We start from the raw sequence: 17,315 nt of genomic DNA, 5'->3' as shown, positions 1-17,315 counted from the left end.
TCCTTGAGGTGGCAGTGAAGGGCGTCTTTGCGCCTCTACTGACCTAGTCGGACGAGAATCAAAAACACCAACCCCTGGGCGCTGAATTCACGCAGGTTCCACCGTGGCCCAATAGCGGGTGAAGCGGTTGATACGCACAGGCAGTGTGCCGCTGAGGTTGTCCAGCACCCGGTCGGTGTCCCCCAACTGGAATGCCCCCGACACACGCAACCCCGCAACCGCAGGGTCACAGGCCAGGTGCCCCGGGCGGTAGCGTGACAGCTCGTCGATGAACCCCCCCAGGGGCCAGCCACTGACCACCAGCTGGCCGCCACTCCATGCGCCGGTGCCTGCCTGCAGCGGCAGCACCGCGCCGTGGGACGAGGCGGTGAAGCGCAGCTGCTGGCCGGCTTCAAGGTGTACCGTGGCGCCTGCATTAGCCACCTCGATGGCCTGCTCAAGCACGCTGGCCTGGGCCCAGGCGTTCTCGCTGCGCACCAGAAACCGCGCGGCGTGGGTGTGAATTCGGCCTTGTGCAAGCTGCACGATCAGAGGCCGCTGCCCCGGGTCAGTCGCTGTGCCCACCAGCAGTTCGCCATGGTGCAGGGTGATCAGCCGCTCGGTGGCGCTGAAGTCGATGCCCATGGCCGTGCGGGTGTTGAGCGTGACCTGCGTGCCATCCGGCAGCCGCACCTGCTGACGCTGGGCAGTGGCTGTACGATAGGTGGCCAGCGCGCCTTGCCAGGGTGTGACGCTTGCCGCCAGGCCCGCCGCGCTGGCTGCCATGAGCACCCCCAGGACTTTCAACACACTGCGCCTGTCGACGACGGTGGCCTGCAGCAGGGGCCGTGCCGTGACCCCGTCCAGGCGGCCGAAGCTGGCCTGCAAGCGTTCTACCCGCGCCCAGGCCTGAGCGTGGTGCGGGTGGCTGCGTAACCATTCGGCGTGGGCCTTGCAGGCCTGTTCATCGCCCTGGTTGAGGGCAACGTACCAGGTGGCAGCTGCCTCCAGCGTTTTGATGTCCAGCGTATCGTTCAAGGCTCAGTCATCCATCAGCAGCAGGCAATGGGTCATGGCCCGTACGAAATGCTTGCTCACGGTATTGGTCGACAACCCCAGCTGGCGTGCGATCTCCACGTGCTTCAACCCGTCGAGCTGTGCCAGCAAAAACACCTCGCGGGTGCGTGTACCCAGGCCGTCCAACAGTTTGTCGATCTGCACAAGGGCCTGCATGATCATCTCGCGCTGCTCGGCGCAGATCGAAACAGGCGTGGGCGCAGCTGCCAGGCTGTCCAGATAGGCTTGCTCCAGTAGCCGACGCCGGTATTGGTCGATCATCAGGCTGCGGGCGATGCGGCTCAGGTAGCCGCGAGGGAAGCTCAGGCGAACCTGCTGGCGCTGCGCGAGCAGGCGCACGAATGTGTCCTGTGCGATGTCGGCAGCCTGTTCACGGCACCCCAACTTGCGTCTTAGCCAGTGGCGCAGCCATTCGCTGTGTTCAGCATACAGGGCGTGAAACGATTGAGGTTCGGAGGTGTGGGACATCAACAGCAAACCCGTAGGCAGTTTTACTGATAATGTATCTCATTAGTATATTGCCTGCCTACAGGGTGCACGCCGCGCCTCCCACCGCATTCACGCCCTCCAGGGTGGTAAACGAAATATCTTTGGCGGTGAGCAGAAAGTCGCTCATGTAAGCCATCTCCAGCATGTCGCTTCGTACCCCGGCGTACAGCGTTGCCTGCACGCCTTCGGCACCCAGGCGCTTGGCGAGCACGTAGCCACGGGTGGTGTATTCATGCACCGCCCAGTTCGGCAGGCAGCAGACACCCCGGCCGCTGGCCACCAGTTGCATCATCATGATGGTCATTTCTGCCGTGCGTACCTGTGCGGGTTCAAGGTCGGCCGGGTCCAGGAAGCGGGTGAAGATGTCCAGCCGGTCGCGCTCGATGGGGTAGGTGATCAAGGTTTGCCCGGTGAGGTCGGCAGGTTCCACGTAGGCTTTTGCACGCAGCGCATGGTGTTTGTCGATGGCCAGCACGGCCTCGTACCCGAACAGCGGCACGTAGGTGATGCCGGGCAGAGGAATGGGGTCGGAGGTGACCACCAGGTCCAGGTCGCCGCGTGCCAAGGCCGGCAGTGGCGCAAACGACAGCCCCGACGCGAGGTCCAGTTCCACCTCTGGCCAGGCGCTGCGAAACTCGTCCAGCGAGGGCATCAGCCACTGGTAGCAACTGTGGCATTCGATAGCGATGTGCAACCGGTCCGCCGCACCGCCTGCCAGTTTGGCCAGGTTACGCTCGGTGCTGCGGATAAGCGGCAGCACCTGGTCCGCCAACTGCAACAGCTTCAAGCCTGCAGTGGTGAAACGCACCGGTTTGGACTTGCGCACGAACACCGGCATGCCCACCCGGCTTTCCAGCTCGCGAAACTGATGCGACAGCGCCGACTGGGTCAGGTGCAGGCGTTCGGCAGCGTCGGGCAGGCTATCGGCCTCGCGCAGGGCACGCAGGGTGCGCAGGTGTCTGAGGTCGATCACGGGCAGCGCTAAGGCAGTTGCTGCGCAGCGAGCTCACGGCGCACGATGTCGGCACCTGCACTCAGCGCCCGCAGCTTGCCACTGGCCACCTGGCGGGGCAGAGGTGCCATGCCGCAGTTGGTGCACGGGTACAGCTTGTCGGCATCGACAAACGCCAGTGCCTTGCGCAGCGTATTGGCCACTTCTTCTGGCGTTTCGACGGCGTGGGTTGCCACGTCGATGGCACCTACCATCACCTTCTTGCCACGGATCAGTTCGATGAGGTCCATGGGCACGCGCGAGTTGTGGCACTCCAGCGAAACGATGTCGATGCTGGACTGCTGCAGTTTCGGGAACGCTTCCTCGTACTGGCGCCACTCCGAACCCAGTGTCTTTTTCCAGTCGGTGTTGGCCTTGATGCCGTAGCCGTAACAGATATGCACGGCGGTTTCGCATTTCAGGCCTTCGATTGCCCGCTCTAGCGTTGCCACACCCCAGTCGTTCACCTCGTCGAAGAACACATTGAACGCGGGTTCGTCGAACTGGATGATGTCCACGCCAGCCGCTTCCAGCTCGCGGGCTTCCTGGTTGAGAATCTTGGCGAATTCCCAGGCCAGCTTTTCGCGGCTCTTGTAGTGGCTGTCGTAGAGCGTGTCGATCATGGTCATCGGGCCAGGCAATGCCCACTTGATAGGCTGGCGGGTTTGCTGGCGCAGGAACCGCGCATCCTCTACGAACACCGGCTTGAGCCGGGCTACCTCGCCGACCACCGTGGGCACGCTGGCATCGTAGCGGTCACGGATTCGGACGGTTTCGCGCTTTTCGAAATCAACGCCGCTGAGGTGTTCGATGAACGTGGTAACGAAGTGCTGACGGGTCTGTTCGCCGTCGCTGACAATATCGATGCCGGCGTGCTGTTGTTCTTGCAGTGCCAGGCGCAATGCATCCTGCTTGCCTTCGCGCAGGCCAGCGTCTTGCAGCTTCCACGGTGACCACAGGGTTTCAGGCTCTGCGAGCCAGGAGGGTTTCGGCAAGCTGCCGGCGGTTGAAGTGGGCAATAACGTTTTCATGGACAGTAGCCTTGCATGCAGGGGCGGTCAGGCCGCGTAGTTCGCGGACCATTGCTCGAGAATCGTGTGGTAGGGCGTGATGAAGTGCGCTTCGGCAAATCGCCCTTGTTCAATGGCCAGCCGGCTGCGCTCTTCGCGGTCGTACACGATGCGCGTCAGCGAGTAATCACCGTGCTCGAGGCTGGGCTGGTAAGTGGCGCCTGCCACGGCATTGGCATTGTAGATTTCAGGCCGGTAGATCTTCTGGAAGGTGTCCATCGTGCTGACGGTGCTGATCAGTTCCAGGGCGGTGTAATCGTTAAGCAGGTCCCCGGCGAAATAGAAGGCCAGCGGCGCCACACTGTTGGGCGGCATGAAGTAGCGAACGCGCAACCCCATCTTTGCAAAATAGTCATCGGTCAGGGAGTACGCGTCCTGCTGGTACTCGTAACCCAATACCGGGTGCTGGTTCTCGGTACGACGGTAGGTGCGGCTGCTGGAGACACTCAGGCAAATAACCGGCTGTTTTTCAAAGTGCGCCCGGTAGGCGTCCGATTGCAGGAAATGTTTGAACAGCTTGCCATGCAACTCGCCGAAGTGCGCAGGGGTGCTGAATGCCTTGCGGTCGCGGTTGTGCTCCAGCAGCACGACACTGAAATCATAATCGCGCACGTAGGACGAAAAGTTATTACCGACGACGCCTGGCAGGCGGGCCCCTGTTTGCTGGTCGACAACGGTGGTTTTAAGAATTTCGATCAGGGGCAGGGCGGTGCCGCTGCGCCCGCTGCCGATCGCCATTTCGACAGAAATGATATCCAGTTCTACGCGGTAACGGTCGGCGTTTGGGTTGTCCCAATGGGCCAGGGCATTGAAGCGGTTATTGATCATGCCCAAGGTATTGCGCAGGTTTTCCTGGCGCTGCTCACCCCTCGCCAAGTTGGCAAAGTTGGTGGTGATGCGGGTGTTTTCGCAGGGGCGATAATGTTCGTCAAAACTGACGCTTTTAAGGCTGAATGTAAACGGGGAAGTTGTCATGATCGCGAGGTCCACTCAGATGCCAAGGCCTTCAAATTGAGGGGCATCTTAAAGTGGCGCATTGGCCAGGCGGAACTGAAACGATTTCAGCCCGCCTTCAATCCTGTTCATGACGTGACCGGCGCACTGTTTCAGGCCGGGGTGGCTACCTTGTGGAACCGCCGCGCCAGAAACGGCGTGATATCCAGCGGCAGGGCTTCGTCGTGGATCACTTTGTCCAGCATGACCCCTGTGATGGCCGAGGTCAGGATGCCGGTGCGGAAATGCCCGCAGGCATTGAAGTACCCCGGCATGTCGTCCACGGGGCCCAGAATCGGCAGTTCATCTGGCGAGCCTGGCCGCAGGCCGGCCCAGGTGCGCTTCAGGTTGACGTCGGCCAGTGCCGGCACGCAACGGGTTGCACCCTGCACCAGGCTGCTGATCTCCGGGAATGTGGTGGTGACGTCATAGCCCTTTTCCTCGGTGGTACTGCCTATCAGGATTTCGCCGTTATCCTTCTGTGCCATGTAGCAATCGCTGGTGGTGATGCAGCCGTTCAGCAGCTTGGGCAGGCGCTCGGTCAATACGATCTGGCCTTTCACCGGCTTCACCGGAATGGACAGCCCCGTGGCCCATGCACTCAGCTCAGCGGCCCAGGCACCGGCTGCGTTGATCAGGGTGTTGCAATGGAAATCCCCCGCCTGCGCCGTGCGCACGCCCTTGACCCGCCCACCTTGGTGCAACACGCCTGTGACCGGAGTGTTGAGGTACAGGTCGACACCGTTCTGCCGCGCCGCTTCCATATACGCATCGCCCAGGCGATAAGGGCTCACCTGGTGGTCGCAGAGAAACTCCAGGGCGCCATTGGCCTGGTCGGTGACGGCGGGCTCCGTTTCGCGCAAGGCCTTGCGGTCCAGCCAGCGCACCTGCGCCTGCAGGTGCGGGATGTGCCGCACGATGTGCTCGGCGTACAGCTGGTCCTCGTCGTCTTGGATCACGTACTTGAGGCCAGTGCGCTCGAACTTGAAGTCCATGCCATGGCGTTCGATCAGTTCCTGGTGTAGCTGGGGGTACAGCGCATTGGACTGTAAGGCCAGGTCGAAAAAACACTGGGGCAGGATGTGCGGTGTACTCGAATCCACCGCCACTGCCGCGCCATGGGCCTGGCGCTTGGCCTGGGACGAGAGCATGCGAAAGAAGATTACCCCGCAGCCCAGGCCCACCGATTCGCCGATGGCCCACAGCCCCCCGGCCGAGGCGCGGGTGGCGTTGCCAGGGCGCTTGTCGTCGATCAGCGCGATGCGCAGGTTACCGCGCTTTGACAGCTGGTACGCACACGAAGCGCCAATTACTCCGGCGCCGGCGATTACGATGTCGTAGGTCTTGTTCATGTCAGGCCTCCGTGCCCAGGTGCTTGAATGCGGAGAACGGGACGGGGTCCACCGGGAACCTCGGTCTTAACCAGCCCACGTCGGAGCGGCCGGTGGCGGCGCGCAGCCGGTCGCTGCAATAGCCCACGCACATGCGCCCCTGGCAGTCGCCCATGCTGACCCGGGTGCGCATTTTCAGCCCGGCCATGTCCTGCACGCCCTGCTGCAGGGCGAGGTCGATGGCATCCCGGGTGACCTGTTCGCAGCGGCAGATCACCGTGTCGGCCTGTGGCAGGTCGACTTGCGCGGGGCCCCGTGCGGTGTAGCGCTCCACCCCGGAGCGAAAGCGGCCAATGCCCGCCAGTTGCCCCAGGTAACGCTCGCGCCGCTCGATGGCCTGCTCGGCGTTGAGTACGCCGCGCTGGTGCAGAATAGACACCGCCGCAATGCGCCCGGTCAGCATCGCTGCCTCACCCCCGCGGATGCCGGCCATGTCGCCGGCCAGGTGTATGTGCGGCAGGTTGCTCTGCTGCCACGCGTTGTATTCAGCACGCAGGTAACCGTCTGCGCTATAGCCATGGGCCAGCCCCAACTGCTGGCTTAGCTGGGTGCGTGGAATGAAGCCATAACCCACCGCCAGGGTTTGCACCGACTCGCGCTGCACCCGTTTCAGGTCGGCCTGCCAGGCCTGGTCGTAGGGCGCAACGCTGACCTCGCTCAACTCCCCCTCGCCACGCGCCGCCACCACGCCCCAGCCGTAGTGCATGGGGATGCCATGCAATTTGAGATAGCCCAGCATGCTCAGCCCATCGAGAAACAGCTGCGGCTTGTTCATCAGCGCCAGGGTCTCCCGGGCAATGCGGGAGAAGGCACAGGCCTCATATACACCTGCTACTTTGGCGCCGGCCGCATGCAGTTGGCAGGCAACCAGTGGCAGCAACGGGCCGGTACCGGCAATCAATGTACGGCCCAGCGGCTTCACCACGTTGCTCTTGATCTGCAACTGCAACCCGCCCAGCAGCATCACGCCGGGCAAGGTCCAGCCCGGGAATGGCACATTGCGTTCGTGGCAGCCTGCCGCCAGAACCAGTTGTTCATAGCCCACCGGTTGCAGCTGCTCCTGCTCGTCGAGCACCATCAGGTTCTGTTTGTCGGCGCCTACCACGCGGCTGTTGAGGCGCAGGTCGATGTGCCTGGCGCAGGTGGCGAAGTCTGCGTGCAGCTTGCCCAGCGCCTTGCTGTAGCGTGCGCCCAGGTAACCCACGTCTACACCGCTTCTCAGTGGCCCGCGAAACACCACGCCGCCGGGGCGCGACGCTTCGTCGATGAGCACACTGCCCACCCCTTCCTTGGCCAGCTCGATGGCGGCAGCCATACCGGCCGAGCCACCGCCGACAATCACCGGGCGCATGCTCATGCCGGCACCTCGCTACAGATCGGGTTGACCAGCGTTTCGACACGCATGCCCGGGCGTACCACGGTCTGGCAGGCGCGACGCTTGGCGCGCCCGTCGATGGCTACCAGGCAGCAATGGCACACCCCCATGCCGCAGAACGCGCCACTGACCTGGCCATGATCGTTGCGCGCCAGCTGGCGCAAGCCCACGGCGTTGAGCACGCTGAGCACCGTCTCGCCTGGGGCTGCGTTGACGGGTGATCCGTTGATATGGAGGGTGATGGGGTCAGCCGCAAGCGGCTGGATATCGAGGGTTCGTTCCATGAAGTACTCCTGCAATCCGTGTGCATGGGGTGGCACAGAGTACGGAAGATAGTTGCAGGAAAAATTGACCTGGAGCGGTGAATTAGGTGGATTCTATTGTAGGTAAAAATATGAGGTGACAGCCGGTCAAGCCGCTTGCGAGATCAGCATCAGCCCTCGGGAAGGCTGATGCCACAAACGAACTCATCGGAACCTAACCGGTGTGATCCGTACTCCACAACGTAATCCGCACCGCGTCGGCGGGCCTCCACGGTTGCGGTCGCGTGGTCGGCGTACACATCCACCAAATGCCACGGATGGCGATCACGCAATACGCCCCACCCAAACACCCAGCCTTCTTTGAAAGGGTCTTTGGGCAGGTTTTTCGCAAGGCTGCGAATGGTCATGAAAGGCTCCTGATAACACCCGAACTCAGGGCAGGTACAGGATGGTGTAGGACGCGTCACACTTGGGGCCGAGCACCACAGGTTTCTCGAACAGCGTAGTACCGCTCAGCCCGACGCCGTAATGTGCACCGCTGGCTTTTTCCAGGCGAGCCCACAAACCCAGGTCATGGATTTCGATGCGCGTCGCCACGCGGGCATGGTGGCCGAGTTCGTACTCGATGCGCTCTACAACATCTTTGGCTTCTTCTTCTGTCATGCTGTGTGCTCCTCGCCAAACCAAGTACCGCCCACACCCAGGTGAACACCTGTCATGAGCCTTCACAATTAATTAGAGCCCAAGACAGTCGGGTTGGTTCTTTTACCCGACGGACGTGAGGTGCGCGTGCCACCCACCTTAATTTCTGAACTCTTCAAAGTTGCGCCGCCTCAATTGAGAAACATCTTGAGGCAATATTTCGATGCTCCCACACAGCCAGCAAGGTCAAGGCCCCATCACGTTTGTATTGATGCACTTTCTGGGTGGATCCCACCGCACGTGGGGCCCCACATTGCCGTTTCTTGACCGCGAACACACCTGTGTGGCGCTGAATACGCCGGGCTACGGCGATGCTCGCGACGTCACGGGTTATACGGTCGAGCAGATGGCAGACCATGTAGACCTCAGCATTCGTGAGCTCGGGCTGCAGCGTTGCATTCTTGTGGGCCATTCCATGACCGGCAAGGTAGCCGTGGTGCTGGCTTCGCGCCGGCCAGCCTACCTGCAAGGGCTGGTGCTGGTAGCGCCATCGCCACCCGGCCCACAACCGATGAGCGACAGCGACCGTGATAGGCAGCGTGCCTACGGCGCTTCCAGGGAAGAGGCGGAGGCGTTTGTTGATGAATCCAGTTGCCACCGTTTGCCCGAAGCCCTGCGCGAAGTCGCGATTGCCGATGCCCAGTCGGTAAACCTGGAAGCCTGGCGCGCCTGGGTTGACCACGGCAGCCGCGAGGACTGGGAATACCGCATCGGCACCTTGCCTTACCCTGCGCTGCTGATATGCGGCAGTGATGACGTACAGGTCCCCGGCCCAGATGAGCAGCAGCGCACCACCTTGTCCCATTTCCCGGACCACCTGCTGCTGACGCTCCCCGGCGCAGGTCACCTGATGCCCTTGCAAACCCCGCAGGCGTTGGCCCACCCCATGCTCAAATTTGCTGAACGTATCGCTGCATCTACCCCTGAAGGAGAACGTTGATGGACTTAGGCTTGAGTAACCGTGTAGCTCTCATCAGCGGCGCCGCTGGCGGGATAGGCCTGGCAACCGCACACCTGTTGGCGGGTGAGGGTGTAAAGCTGGTATTGACGGACATGGACCCGGACAAGCTGAAAAAGGCTACAGCTGACCTGCAGGGCGAGCCCCTGTTGATTGCCGCAGACATGACTGACCAAGGGGAAGTCGATGGGCTTGTGCGCCAAGCAGAAGCCCACTTTGGCCAGGTGGATATCGTCGTGCACACCGCAGGGGTCACCGGTGCCAAGGGCGACCCGCTCGAGCTGGCGGATGCCGACTACCAGGAGGCCTGGGACACTGACTTCTTCAGCGCTGTGCGCATTGCCCGGGCGGCCATACCGGCCATGCGCAAACGGGGTTGGGGCCGCCTGGTGTGCATCACCTCGGAAAACGCGGTGCAGCCGTATTGGGAAGAGGCCGTGTACAACGTGGCCAAGGCCGCGCTGGCAGCTTTCATCAAGAACCTGTCATACAAGGAAGCAGCCCACGGTGTGCTGTGCAACACCGTATCCCCGGCCTTTATCGAAACAGGCATGACCGACGGCATGATGAAAAAGCGTGCCGAGGAAAAGGGCGTCAGTTTCGATGAGGCGGTGAAGAGCTTCCTGGAAGAAGAACGCCCAGGCATCGTGCAACAGCGGCGTGGCCAGCCAGAAGAGGTGGCGGCAGCCATCGCCTTGCTGGTATCCGAGCGGGCGTCCTTCATCAATGGCAGCAACCTGCGGGTTGACGGCGGGTCGGTGCAGAGCGTTCAGAACTGACCGGTGCCATGCAGCGGGCTGCAATGCGGCCCGCTGCGCCGCCATGGCACAGTTTCAAGGCCTCAGCCGGAAACAGGCTCGATTAAATGGGCGCCTTCGCAGCGCACGTTACCCACACTGGCATCCACCTTGTGCCAGGTAAAGGCTGAGGCTGGGCGGCCGCCGCTGTACACGATGGCCTCTGCCCGTTGCACCGTCGTGCGCGGATCCAGCCATTCCCTGGCCAGGGCTGGTGTAAGCACCAGCGGCTTGCGGGCGTGAATAGCCGCAAGTTCTCCATCCGCAGCCGTAGTAAGCACCACGAAACCACCACCCTGTTCAGGCCTTGCATCTGCCAGGGCGGCGAAGAACAAAGCCTCCCCGTTGGCCGCCTGTATATGGTAGGGCTGCTTGCCTTTCAATGCGCCAGGGTCGCTGACCCACTCGAACCAGCCATTTGCCGGCGCCAAGGCGCGCCCATTGGGCCACAGCGCTTTGAAGAAAGGCGATTGCGTAACCGTTTCGGCCCGTGCATTGATGGGCACCGGGCCCTTGCCAGTGGCCCAGGGTGGCGCCCAACCCCACGGCACCTTGCCCACGCTCAAGCCACCTGGCGCTTCACGTATAAGCGCCGCCTGGCTACGCGGCGCTACGTTGTAGCGGTTGATCGGCGCTTCGTCATAGCCGTTGATTACCACCAGGTCCAGGGCCAGCTGACGCAGGTAGAAGTCCATGCTCTCGTAGAGCGAATAGCGCCCGCACATGGTTTACCTCCCGTCGCTGCTGCTGGCTCGCCAGCACTGCAGGGTATTTGATCTGTATGTATATACAGTTTGCTCTGCATGTGCAGCAAAGGCCAGCGGCCGTGCAGCGATACCGACGGGCGGGTTTGCGCAACGTAGCAGAGAAGGGGGTTTGCCGTGTGCGCCTACCCTGGGTGACTGCTAGGCTGATACTACCTGTCGGTGTTTTTGGCTGAACCTCGCGCAGCAGAGCGGGTCATTATTGAAAGGGTTCGCCAGTTGTCGTGTTTTGCGTTGCCAGTTTCTGAAGGTTGGCTCGCTCAGGTCAGGCTCTTCAGGTGAATCACTGCGGCAATGGAGGCAGGCTATGGATTATTCCAGCATGGTTGAATCGTTGAACAAGATGCTGAAGGCAGCAGCGGATGCGCGTGAGCGTCGCGGGGAGAGTGTGGAGACGAAGGTTGTTGTCGAGGAACAGGTTGATAGCTGTGAAACGGAGCAACTGGAACAACTGTCGTGGAAAGCCGACAGTCGCCCCAGAATGAACCGCTTGGTAGTCGCTCGCGACGGCCGTTGTACGCCGTGAGCGCCCTGGCGCACCGGAGTTCTATGAGTTACTCATTGAACTGGATGACCATGCGGCCTTTTATCTTCCCTTCGATCATTTCTTCGAAAATCTGATTGATGTCTTCTACCGGTCGCAAGGTGACCTTCGGTACGACCTTGCCTTCTGCAGCAAACTGGAAGGCTTCTTCCAAGTCCTGACGCGTACCGACCAGCGAACCGATTACCTGGATGCCGTCCAGTACCAAGCGTGGAATATTCAGGTTCATGGACTCTGTAGGCAAGCCCACCGCTACCAACCGCCCGCCTGCGCGCAGGGCGTCCACGGCTGAGTTGAATGCAGCCTTGGCTACAGCGGTTACAACCGCAGCGTGAGCGCCACCGGTTTTGGCCTGGATGACCTTGGCGGCGTCTTCTTCGAGCGGGTTGATGACCAGATCTGCGCCCATCTCGCTGGCGAAGCGCAGTTGCTCCGGGTTCACGTCGATGGCGATCACCTTGGCGTTGAATACGTTCTTCGCGTACTGCAGGGCCAGGTTGCCCAGCCCACCGAGGCCATAGATGGCGATCCATTGGCCGGGGCGGATGTTGGAGGTTTTCACGGCTTTGTAGGTGGTAACGCCGGCGCAGGTAATGCTGCTGGCAGCGCCAGAATCCAGCCCGTCTGGCACCTTGACCGAGTAGTCGGCCTGCACGATGCAGGCTTCAGCCATACCGCCGTCCACGGTGTAGCCAGCGTTCTTCACATCACGGCACAGGGTTTCGTTACCGCTGGTGCAGTACTCGCAGTGGCCACAGCCTTGGTAGAACCAGGCCACACTGGCGCGGTCGCCCGGTTTGAGCGAAGTAACGCCCGGGCCGACTTCCTGAACGACGCCGATGCCTTCGTGACCCAGCACTACGCCGGTCTTGTCACCGAAGTCGCCATTTTTCACGTGCAGGTCGGTGTGGCACACGCCACAGCACTGCATCTTCAGCAACGCTTCGCCGTGCTCGAGCGGGCGCAGGGTTTTCTCCACGACTTCCACGCGACGGCCTGGTGCAACAACAGCAGCTTTCATATGAACCTCCGTGTTTATCCGGTTTGGCTTGCACATCAGCGGCTAAGCATAGCCCCTGTGTGCGGCGGTAAAACTGCCACAGGTCATGGAAGCGTATGAGGGCGACTGGTAAATCGCGCGCAAAGAAAAGCCCGCGGCAAGGAGGCGGCGGGCTGCAAGAACGTACGGAGCAGGGTCAGAATGCCAATGCAGATGTCAGTATTTCGTGAACGGCAGGTGATGAGAGCGTTCAGGCCAGCAATTGATTTGGGCGTGTGCGCCAGCAGGGTCGCACGCATAAAAGAGCCCGCCACAGTGGGCGGGCAAGATGCGCTTGAAGGGAACACGCACAGGTTGCAAGTGGCGGGTTAAGCCTGCATTAAGCGCGGTATATTTGACCCGTCAGCAGCATCAGCCTATACAGGCGTGCCCATCTACCCAGGAGCCCCCATGCGCGACGACGATGACCTGCACGAACCTGAGCACGATCACTTACTCGACCACGAGTTTCTCTATGAGGGCTATGAGCCGGAGGCCGATGCCCAAGGTGCTGAGGATGAACCGGATGCGCAAGCTCCGGATGACCTCGACGCTGACGAGCGCGATCACCCGGCCTGGTTTGATGATTGTGACGACGACTGACTCAACGCCCGTCTACGGAGAACCGCCCAGGGCCGCTGACAGCCAGCGATAACAGGCCGCCCATGATGGCGAGGTTTTTCAGGAACTGGGTCATGTTGGCGCTGCGTGCAGGCTCGATCATCGTCCAGAACGGGTGGCCCAGCAGTGCAGTGCCCAGTACGAACAGCGCGAACAGCAACGCCAGCGGGCGGGTATAGAAGCCTAGGATCAACAGGATGCCAACCGCAAACTCCATGCAGACGGCAATGCCTGCTGCCAGGGTGGGGGCCGGGGCTCCCAGCGAAGCCATGTAGCTGACTGTGCCGTCAAAACCGGTCAGTTTGACCCAGCCGGAAAACACGAAAAGAGTCATGAGCAAAACGCGGGCGAGCAGCAGGACGAGGTCGCGTTGACCTTCAAGCATCGAATAGCGCATGGCGAGCTTCCAGTGGGCAGGGACAAAAACTACTGTAGCAGGTGCGCGAAACATTGCTGCGCCCAGCAAAAAGGCGCCCGTTGGGGCGCCTTTTTAATAGTGAATGGTGCGAGTGGCGGGACTCGAACCCGCAAGGCTCACGCCGACAGATTTTAAGTCTGCTGTGTATACCAATTCCACCACACTCGCACGCTTGAAAGGGTCGCAGTGACCAGCTCGCTTCCTGGCAGAAGGGCTTCGCAATCAAGCGCGCTTTATAACCCATCGTTATAGTTGAGTCAACTCTAGCACCTATGCTCAACACAGGAGCGTTCGGTCAAATGGAGAATTGACAGGCTGTTGTCGATGGCCCACTGTAGCCCGATCACTGGATCCAAACAGTAGGGCCAGGTGTTGCGGGGCCAGGCTTCAGCGCTTGGTATGTCGTCCAGGGCGACGCCCGATTTTTCATTTTGTCCCTCCCGCTGTGCCAGTGGAGTTCTCATGGTTTCAGCCGATTGCCCGGTTACCCCGGTGATACCCGCCTCGCGATATGAACAGTTGGTTCAGTCGGTGGTGGATTACGCCATCTATATGCTCGACCCTGCTGGCCATGTGGTGTCGTGGAACGCCGGCGCCGAGCGCATCAAGGGCTACACCGCCGACGAGGTGGTTGGGCGGCATTTTTCGATCTTCTTCCCCCCGCAGGATTGCGCTGACGGCCGGCCCGAGCAGCTATTGCGCCAGGCGCTGGAAAGCGGACGGGCGCAGGATGAGGGCTGGCGGGTGCGCAAGGACGGTACGCAGTTCTGGGCGCTGGCGGCCCTGGATGTGATCAGGGACGACGAAGGGCAGGTTGTGGGCCTGGCCAAGGTCACCCGGGATGTAACAGACCGTCGCGAGGCTGCGCTGCAGCTCGATAACGTTCGGGCGCAATTGTTCGAGGCGCAGAAGCTCGAAGCGCTCGGCCAGCTGACGGGTGGCCTGGCCCACGACTTCAACAACCTGCTGACCATCATCATCAGCTCTGCGCGCATGGCGCTGACTTCGGACGACCCGGAGCGCCCCAGGCGCATGTTGCAGAACATCCTGGAGGCCGGGCAGCGTGGTACCGACCTGACCCGCCAGTTGCTCAGCTTTGCTCGCCATCGCAAACTCGATGTGGCCAGTATCGACCCCAGCAGCTTGCTGGATGCTACCCGCGGCCTGCTGGAGCATGCGCTGCCTGATGCCATTCGGCTTGAGGTGCAGGTACAACCCGACCTGCCGCTTATTGAGGTGGATGCCGGGCAGTTGCAGATGGTGCTGCTCAACCTGCTGTTCAATGCACGGGACGCCATCGCAGGGCCGGGGCGCATTGGCTTGACGGTTGGGGTGGTGGGCCTGTCGGGGGAAGTGGAGGGCCTGCACGGCCGCTTTGTCTGCTTCCAGGTTCAGGACAGCGGTGAGGGTATCGCGGCGGACGTACTGCCGCGCATCTTCGAGCCTTTTTTCACCACCAAGGCGTTTGGCAAAGGTACTGGGTTGGGCCTTAGCCAGGTTTACGGCTTCGCCAGGCAGAGCGGCGGGGCCATCAGCGTGCACAGCGTGGCCGGGGAGGGCACGTGCATGCAGCTTTATCTGCCAACCTCTCATGGCCATACACACAGCCTTGCGCACAGGTAGCGAGCATGACACACGAACTCAAGCGGCTGGTGACGGGGATCGAAGGGCTTGATGCACTGCTCAGGGGCGGGCTGGTGGCTGGTGCGGCCTACATCGTTCAGGGGCCACCGGGTGCGGGCAAAACCATTCTGGCCAACCAGTTGGCCTGCGGCCATGTGCGCAGCGGCGGGCGGGTGTTGGTAGCCACCTTGCTCAGCGAGTCTCACGAACGGCTGTTCCAGTATTTGGGCACGCTGGATTTCTTTGACCCGGCGCTGGTAGGTGACCAGATGCAGTTCGTCAGTGCGTTCGATACCCTGGAGCAAGAAGGGCTGGACGCGGTGGTGCGGCTGCTGCGTCAGGAGATTGCCCGGCAAAAGGCCACGCTATTGGTTGTGGACGGGGTGCTCAACGCCCGCGCACGTGCCGAAAATGCACTCGACACCAAGAAGTTCGTCTCCGCCCTCCAGGGCCATGCCGCTTTCGCAGGCTGTACGGTGCTTTTGCTCACCAGCGCGCGGATGGAAGAAGGCAGCCCGGAGCACACTATGGTCGACGGCGTGATCGAACTGGGCGAGCAACTGGTGGGTAGCCGCGCAGTGCGCAGCATTCAACTGCGCAAGACGCGTGGCAGCGCTGCGTTGTCCGGGCGCCATGAGTGCCTGATCGATGGCACTGGCATGCGGGTGTTCCCACGGCTAGAGTCGTTGTTCAGCCACCCCAGCCAGCACGGCAGTTGTGCCCCAGGGCGGGTCAGCAGTGGTGTGCCCAGCCTGGATGACATGCTTGATGGCGGCTTGGCAGCAGCCTCTGTGACCCTGCTGATGGGCCCATCCGGCATTGGCAAGACTTCGCTGGGCCTGGCATTTCTCAGTGCCAGCACGAAGCAGGTGCCAGGGTTGCATTTCGGTTTCTACGAACCGCCCGAACGCCTGCGCAACAAGGCGGCCTCGTTAGGCTTCGATTTTCGTTCGATGGAGCAGGAGGGTAGCCTGCAGTTGTGCTGGCAGCCTACTACTGAAGGCCTGCTGGACCAATTGGGCGCACACCTGATCGAGCAGGTGGATGCCATGGGCGCCAAGCGGGTGGTGATCGACAGCCTGGGTGCTTTCAGCCGGCTGGCCATGGAGCCCACCCGCCTCAACGCGTTTTTCCGGGCATTGACCGGCGAGCTCAGGGCGCGCGATGTGAGTGTGATGCTCACGTGGGAGATGCGCGATATTTTCGGGGCAGAAATCAGCGCCCCGGCGCCCGACCTTTCCAGCATTGTCGACAACCTCATGCTGATGCGCTTCGTTGAGCTCGACTCAACCCTGCGGCGCATGCTCTCCATACTCAAGGTACGCGATGGGCAGCACCATACGTCCCCACACGAGCTGATAATAGGCACGCGGGGCATAAGCCTGCACAAGGCCTTCGAAGGGGCCAGCGGCATGCTTTCGGGCACGGCTGTGGCGAACCCCAGCGGATGATGGCCAGCCCATGAAAACCATCCTCATCGTCGATGACGAGTACCTGATCGCCGAGATTCTGGGCTATGCCCTGGAGGATGAAGGGTTTCAGGTGAGAAAGGCCAGCAACGGGGTCAAGGCGCTTGCAGCGTTGAAGGATGCACCGGTGCAGCTGATCATTACCGATTACATGATGCCGCTGCTCAATGGTGAGGAACTGGCCCGTGCTCTGCGCAAGGACCCGGCGTGGCGCACGCTGCCGATCATTCTCATGAGCGGTGCCCAGGCCAACCAGGGTTGCCCTGACTTGTTCGCAGCCGTGTTTGACAAGCCTTTCGACATGGACCGCATGATCGCGACGGTTCGCGACCTGCTGGGCAACTAATCGGCAAGCAGGCGCATCCATGCTGCCTGGCGAGTGCCTTGGACGTTAGTCTTCGTGCTTTTCCGGGGCTGGGCTGCCGGCCTGAATGCGCTTGAAGATCTCTTCGCGGTGAACCTGGACATCTTTGGGTGCATCGATGCCTATCCTCACCTGCATCCCCTTCACGCCCAAAATGGTGACTTTGATGTCATCGTTGATGACGATGCTCTCGCCAACCTTGCGGGTGAGTATCAGCATGTAGTTCTCCTTGGTGATAAAAAAGTCCGCTGAGCCAGTGCCCTGGCGGTGGGAGCGTGTCCCTCTTCCTTCTCATTAAAGACGCTTTCGGCGGCTAGTAATTCCCCTGGGGAGACAAAAACTGTCGCGTGTTCAGGAGGCAGGCGCCGAGGCAAACCCCTGCGGGTCT

Annotated in this window: 21 protein-coding genes and 1 tRNA gene; 7 read left to right on the top strand and 15 right to left on the bottom strand. The window is 61.4% G+C overall.

Going from position 1 to position 17,315, the window contains the following annotated elements:
• Positions 1-87 precede the first annotated feature (87 nt).
• From IAE38_RS02755 to IAE38_RS02710, 10 genes are all read right to left on the bottom strand, one after another.
• Positions 88-1,017 carry a FecR domain-containing protein gene (locus tag IAE38_RS02755; protein WP_201215678.1) on the bottom strand — a complete coding sequence of 310 codons (930 nt, stop codon included), beginning with the start codon at positions 1,015-1,017 and terminating at the stop codon, positions 88-90.
• A 3-nt stretch (positions 1,018-1,020) separates the two neighbouring features.
• A complete protein-coding gene (locus IAE38_RS02750; RefSeq protein WP_201162376.1) occupies positions 1,021-1,524 on the bottom strand; it encodes a sigma-70 family RNA polymerase sigma factor in 504 nt (167 codons plus the stop codon).
• Between the two features lie 58 nt (positions 1,525-1,582).
• Positions 1,583-2,518 carry a LysR family transcriptional regulator gene (locus IAE38_RS02745; RefSeq protein ID WP_201215676.1) on the bottom strand — a complete coding sequence of 312 codons (936 nt, stop codon included), beginning with the start codon at positions 2,516-2,518 and terminating at the stop codon, positions 1,583-1,585.
• Positions 2,519-2,526: 8 nt separating this feature from the next.
• Positions 2,527-3,567, bottom strand: coding sequence for a methionine synthase (locus tag IAE38_RS02740; protein ID WP_201215673.1), 1,041 nt, complete (start codon positions 3,565-3,567; stop codon positions 2,527-2,529).
• Between the two features lie 27 nt (positions 3,568-3,594).
• Positions 3,595-4,581 (bottom strand): DUF1852 domain-containing protein, encoded by a 987-nt coding sequence (locus IAE38_RS02735; RefSeq protein ID WP_201215670.1) that lies wholly within the window; start codon positions 4,579-4,581, stop codon positions 3,595-3,597.
• A 131-nt stretch (positions 4,582-4,712) separates the two neighbouring features.
• On the bottom strand, positions 4,713-5,951 hold the full coding sequence (gene hcnC / locus IAE38_RS02730) for a cyanide-forming glycine dehydrogenase subunit HcnC (protein WP_201215668.1): 1,239 nt from the start codon (positions 5,949-5,951) through the stop codon (positions 4,713-4,715).
• A gap of 1 nt (position 5,952) precedes the next feature.
• Positions 5,953-7,347, bottom strand: coding sequence for a cyanide-forming glycine dehydrogenase subunit HcnB (hcnB, locus tag IAE38_RS02725; protein ID WP_201215665.1), 1,395 nt, complete (start codon positions 7,345-7,347; stop codon positions 5,953-5,955).
• On the bottom strand, positions 7,344-7,649 hold the full coding sequence (locus IAE38_RS02720) for a (2Fe-2S)-binding protein (RefSeq protein WP_033728003.1): 306 nt from the start codon (positions 7,647-7,649) through the stop codon (positions 7,344-7,346). The genes hcnB and IAE38_RS02720 overlap by 4 nt, the downstream gene beginning before the upstream one ends.
• A 149-nt stretch (positions 7,650-7,798) precedes the next feature.
• Positions 7,799-8,035, bottom strand: coding sequence for a hypothetical protein (locus IAE38_RS02715; protein WP_028633408.1), 237 nt, complete (start codon positions 8,033-8,035; stop codon positions 7,799-7,801).
• Between the two features lie 25 nt (positions 8,036-8,060).
• Complete coding sequence (locus tag IAE38_RS02710) at positions 8,061-8,291, bottom strand: hypothetical protein (protein WP_201215662.1); 231 nt, start codon at positions 8,289-8,291, stop codon at positions 8,061-8,063.
• A gap of 202 nt (positions 8,292-8,493) precedes the next feature.
• Here IAE38_RS02710 and IAE38_RS02705 point away from each other — a divergent pair, with 202 nt between their 5' ends.
• Together IAE38_RS02705 and IAE38_RS02700 are read left to right on the top strand one after the other, a co-directional pair.
• On the top strand, positions 8,494-9,270 hold the full coding sequence (locus IAE38_RS02705; protein WP_201162364.1) for an alpha/beta fold hydrolase: 777 nt from the start codon (positions 8,494-8,496) through the stop codon (positions 9,268-9,270).
• Complete coding sequence (locus tag IAE38_RS02700) at positions 9,270-10,067, top strand: SDR family NAD(P)-dependent oxidoreductase (protein ID WP_201162363.1); 798 nt, start codon at positions 9,270-9,272, stop codon at positions 10,065-10,067. Before IAE38_RS02705 ends, IAE38_RS02700 begins: the two co-directional genes overlap by 1 nt.
• A 62-nt stretch (positions 10,068-10,129) precedes the next feature.
• Here IAE38_RS02700 and IAE38_RS02695 read toward each other — a convergent pair whose 3' ends face one another.
• The gene (locus tag IAE38_RS02695; protein ID WP_201215661.1) at positions 10,130-10,810 is read right to left on the bottom strand and encodes an SOS response-associated peptidase; all 681 of its coding nucleotides are present in this window, start codon (positions 10,808-10,810) and stop codon (positions 10,130-10,132) included.
• Between the two features lie 346 nt (positions 10,811-11,156).
• Between IAE38_RS02695 and IAE38_RS02690 the strand changes: the two genes are divergently transcribed.
• Positions 11,157-11,375 carry a hypothetical protein gene (locus IAE38_RS02690; RefSeq protein ID WP_201215660.1) on the top strand — a complete coding sequence of 73 codons (219 nt, stop codon included), beginning with the start codon at positions 11,157-11,159 and terminating at the stop codon, positions 11,373-11,375.
• A gap of 28 nt (positions 11,376-11,403) precedes the next feature.
• Here IAE38_RS02690 and adhP read toward each other — a convergent pair whose 3' ends face one another.
• Positions 11,404-12,414: an alcohol dehydrogenase AdhP gene (adhP, locus tag IAE38_RS02685; protein WP_028633403.1), complete on the bottom strand. Its 1,011-nt coding sequence runs from the start codon at positions 12,412-12,414 to the stop codon at positions 11,404-11,406.
• 429 nt (positions 12,415-12,843) lie between these two features.
• Here adhP and IAE38_RS02680 point away from each other — a divergent pair, with 429 nt between their 5' ends.
• Entirely contained in the window at positions 12,844-13,035 is a 192-nt protein-coding gene (locus IAE38_RS02680; RefSeq protein WP_201215659.1) for a hypothetical protein, read from the top strand.
• A 1-nt stretch (position 13,036) separates the two neighbouring features.
• On the opposite strand, the gene IAE38_RS02675 is transcribed toward IAE38_RS02680, so the two are convergent.
• Entirely contained in the window at positions 13,037-13,450 is a 414-nt protein-coding gene (locus tag IAE38_RS02675; RefSeq protein ID WP_201215657.1) for a DoxX family protein, read from the bottom strand.
• A gap of 104 nt (positions 13,451-13,554) precedes the next feature.
• Positions 13,555-13,639, bottom strand: a tRNA-Leu gene (locus IAE38_RS02670).
• A 294-nt stretch (positions 13,640-13,933) separates the two neighbouring features.
• Between IAE38_RS02670 and IAE38_RS02665 the strand changes: the two genes are divergently transcribed.
• The 3 genes from IAE38_RS02665 to IAE38_RS02655 are packed head-to-tail and all read left to right on the top strand — an operon-like array spanning position 13,934 to position 16,909.
• Complete coding sequence (locus IAE38_RS02665) at positions 13,934-15,094, top strand: two-component system sensor histidine kinase NtrB (RefSeq protein WP_201162356.1); 1,161 nt, start codon at positions 13,934-13,936, stop codon at positions 15,092-15,094.
• 5 nt (positions 15,095-15,099) lie between these two features.
• Positions 15,100-16,545 (top strand): ATPase domain-containing protein, encoded by a 1,446-nt coding sequence (locus tag IAE38_RS02660; protein ID WP_201215655.1) that lies wholly within the window; start codon positions 15,100-15,102, stop codon positions 16,543-16,545.
• Positions 16,546-16,555: 10 nt separating this feature from the next.
• Complete coding sequence (locus IAE38_RS02655; protein ID WP_028633399.1) at positions 16,556-16,909, top strand: response regulator; 354 nt, start codon at positions 16,556-16,558, stop codon at positions 16,907-16,909.
• A 45-nt stretch (positions 16,910-16,954) separates the two neighbouring features.
• Here IAE38_RS02655 and csrA read toward each other — a convergent pair whose 3' ends face one another.
• Entirely contained in the window at positions 16,955-17,146 is a 192-nt protein-coding gene (gene csrA, locus IAE38_RS02650; RefSeq protein WP_028633398.1) for a carbon storage regulator CsrA, read from the bottom strand.
• Positions 17,147-17,315 lie beyond the last annotated feature (169 nt).

The organism is Pseudomonas sp. S32 (assembly GCF_016648095.1).
GTDB classification, from domain to species: Bacteria; Pseudomonadota; Gammaproteobacteria; order Pseudomonadales; family Pseudomonadaceae; genus Aquipseudomonas; species Aquipseudomonas parafulva.
This window is presented reverse-complemented; position numbering and strand designations above follow the sequence as displayed.

Bases quoted from the DNA above. Each gene is read 5' to 3' on its own strand.
- IAE38_RS02750 (WP_201162376.1), bottom strand. From the start codon at position 1,524: ATGTCCCACACCTCCGAACCTCAATCGTTTCACGCCCTGTATGCTGAA.
- IAE38_RS02740 (WP_201215673.1), bottom strand. From the start codon at position 3,567: ATGAAAACGTTATTGCCCACTTCAACCGCCGGCAGCTTGCCGAAACCC.
- IAE38_RS02735 (WP_201215670.1), bottom strand. From the start codon at position 4,581: ATGACAACTTCCCCGTTTACATTCAGCCTTAAAAGCGTCAGTTTTGAC.
- hcnC (WP_201215668.1), bottom strand. From the start codon at position 5,951: ATGAACAAGACCTACGACATCGTAATCGCCGGCGCCGGAGTAATTGGC.
- hcnB (WP_201215665.1), bottom strand. From the start codon at position 7,347: ATGAGCATGCGCCCGGTGATTGTCGGCGGTGGCTCGGCCGGTATGGCT.
- IAE38_RS02720 (WP_033728003.1), bottom strand. From the start codon at position 7,649: ATGGAACGAACCCTCGATATCCAGCCGCTTGCGGCTGACCCCATCACC.
- IAE38_RS02715 (WP_028633408.1), bottom strand. From the start codon at position 8,035: ATGACCATTCGCAGCCTTGCGAAAAACCTGCCCAAAGACCCTTTCAAA.
- IAE38_RS02710 (WP_201215662.1), bottom strand. From the start codon at position 8,291: ATGACAGAAGAAGAAGCCAAAGATGTTGTAGAGCGCATCGAGTACGAA.
- IAE38_RS02705 (WP_201162364.1), top strand. From the start codon at position 8,494: ATGCTCCCACACAGCCAGCAAGGTCAAGGCCCCATCACGTTTGTATTG.
- IAE38_RS02700 (WP_201162363.1), top strand. From the start codon at position 9,270: ATGGACTTAGGCTTGAGTAACCGTGTAGCTCTCATCAGCGGCGCCGCT.
- IAE38_RS02695 (WP_201215661.1), bottom strand. From the start codon at position 10,810: ATGTGCGGGCGCTATTCGCTCTACGAGAGCATGGACTTCTACCTGCGT.
- IAE38_RS02690 (WP_201215660.1), top strand. From the start codon at position 11,157: ATGGATTATTCCAGCATGGTTGAATCGTTGAACAAGATGCTGAAGGCA.
- adhP (WP_028633403.1), bottom strand. From the start codon at position 12,414: ATGAAAGCTGCTGTTGTTGCACCAGGCCGTCGCGTGGAAGTCGTGGAG.
- IAE38_RS02680 (WP_201215659.1), top strand. From the start codon at position 12,844: ATGCGCGACGACGATGACCTGCACGAACCTGAGCACGATCACTTACTC.
- IAE38_RS02675 (WP_201215657.1), bottom strand. From the start codon at position 13,450: ATGCGCTATTCGATGCTTGAAGGTCAACGCGACCTCGTCCTGCTGCTC.
- IAE38_RS02665 (WP_201162356.1), top strand. From the start codon at position 13,934: ATGGTTTCAGCCGATTGCCCGGTTACCCCGGTGATACCCGCCTCGCGA.
- IAE38_RS02660 (WP_201215655.1), top strand. From the start codon at position 15,100: ATGACACACGAACTCAAGCGGCTGGTGACGGGGATCGAAGGGCTTGAT.
- IAE38_RS02655 (WP_028633399.1), top strand. From the start codon at position 16,556: ATGAAAACCATCCTCATCGTCGATGACGAGTACCTGATCGCCGAGATT.
- csrA (WP_028633398.1), bottom strand. From the start codon at position 17,146: ATGCTGATACTCACCCGCAAGGTTGGCGAGAGCATCGTCATCAACGAT.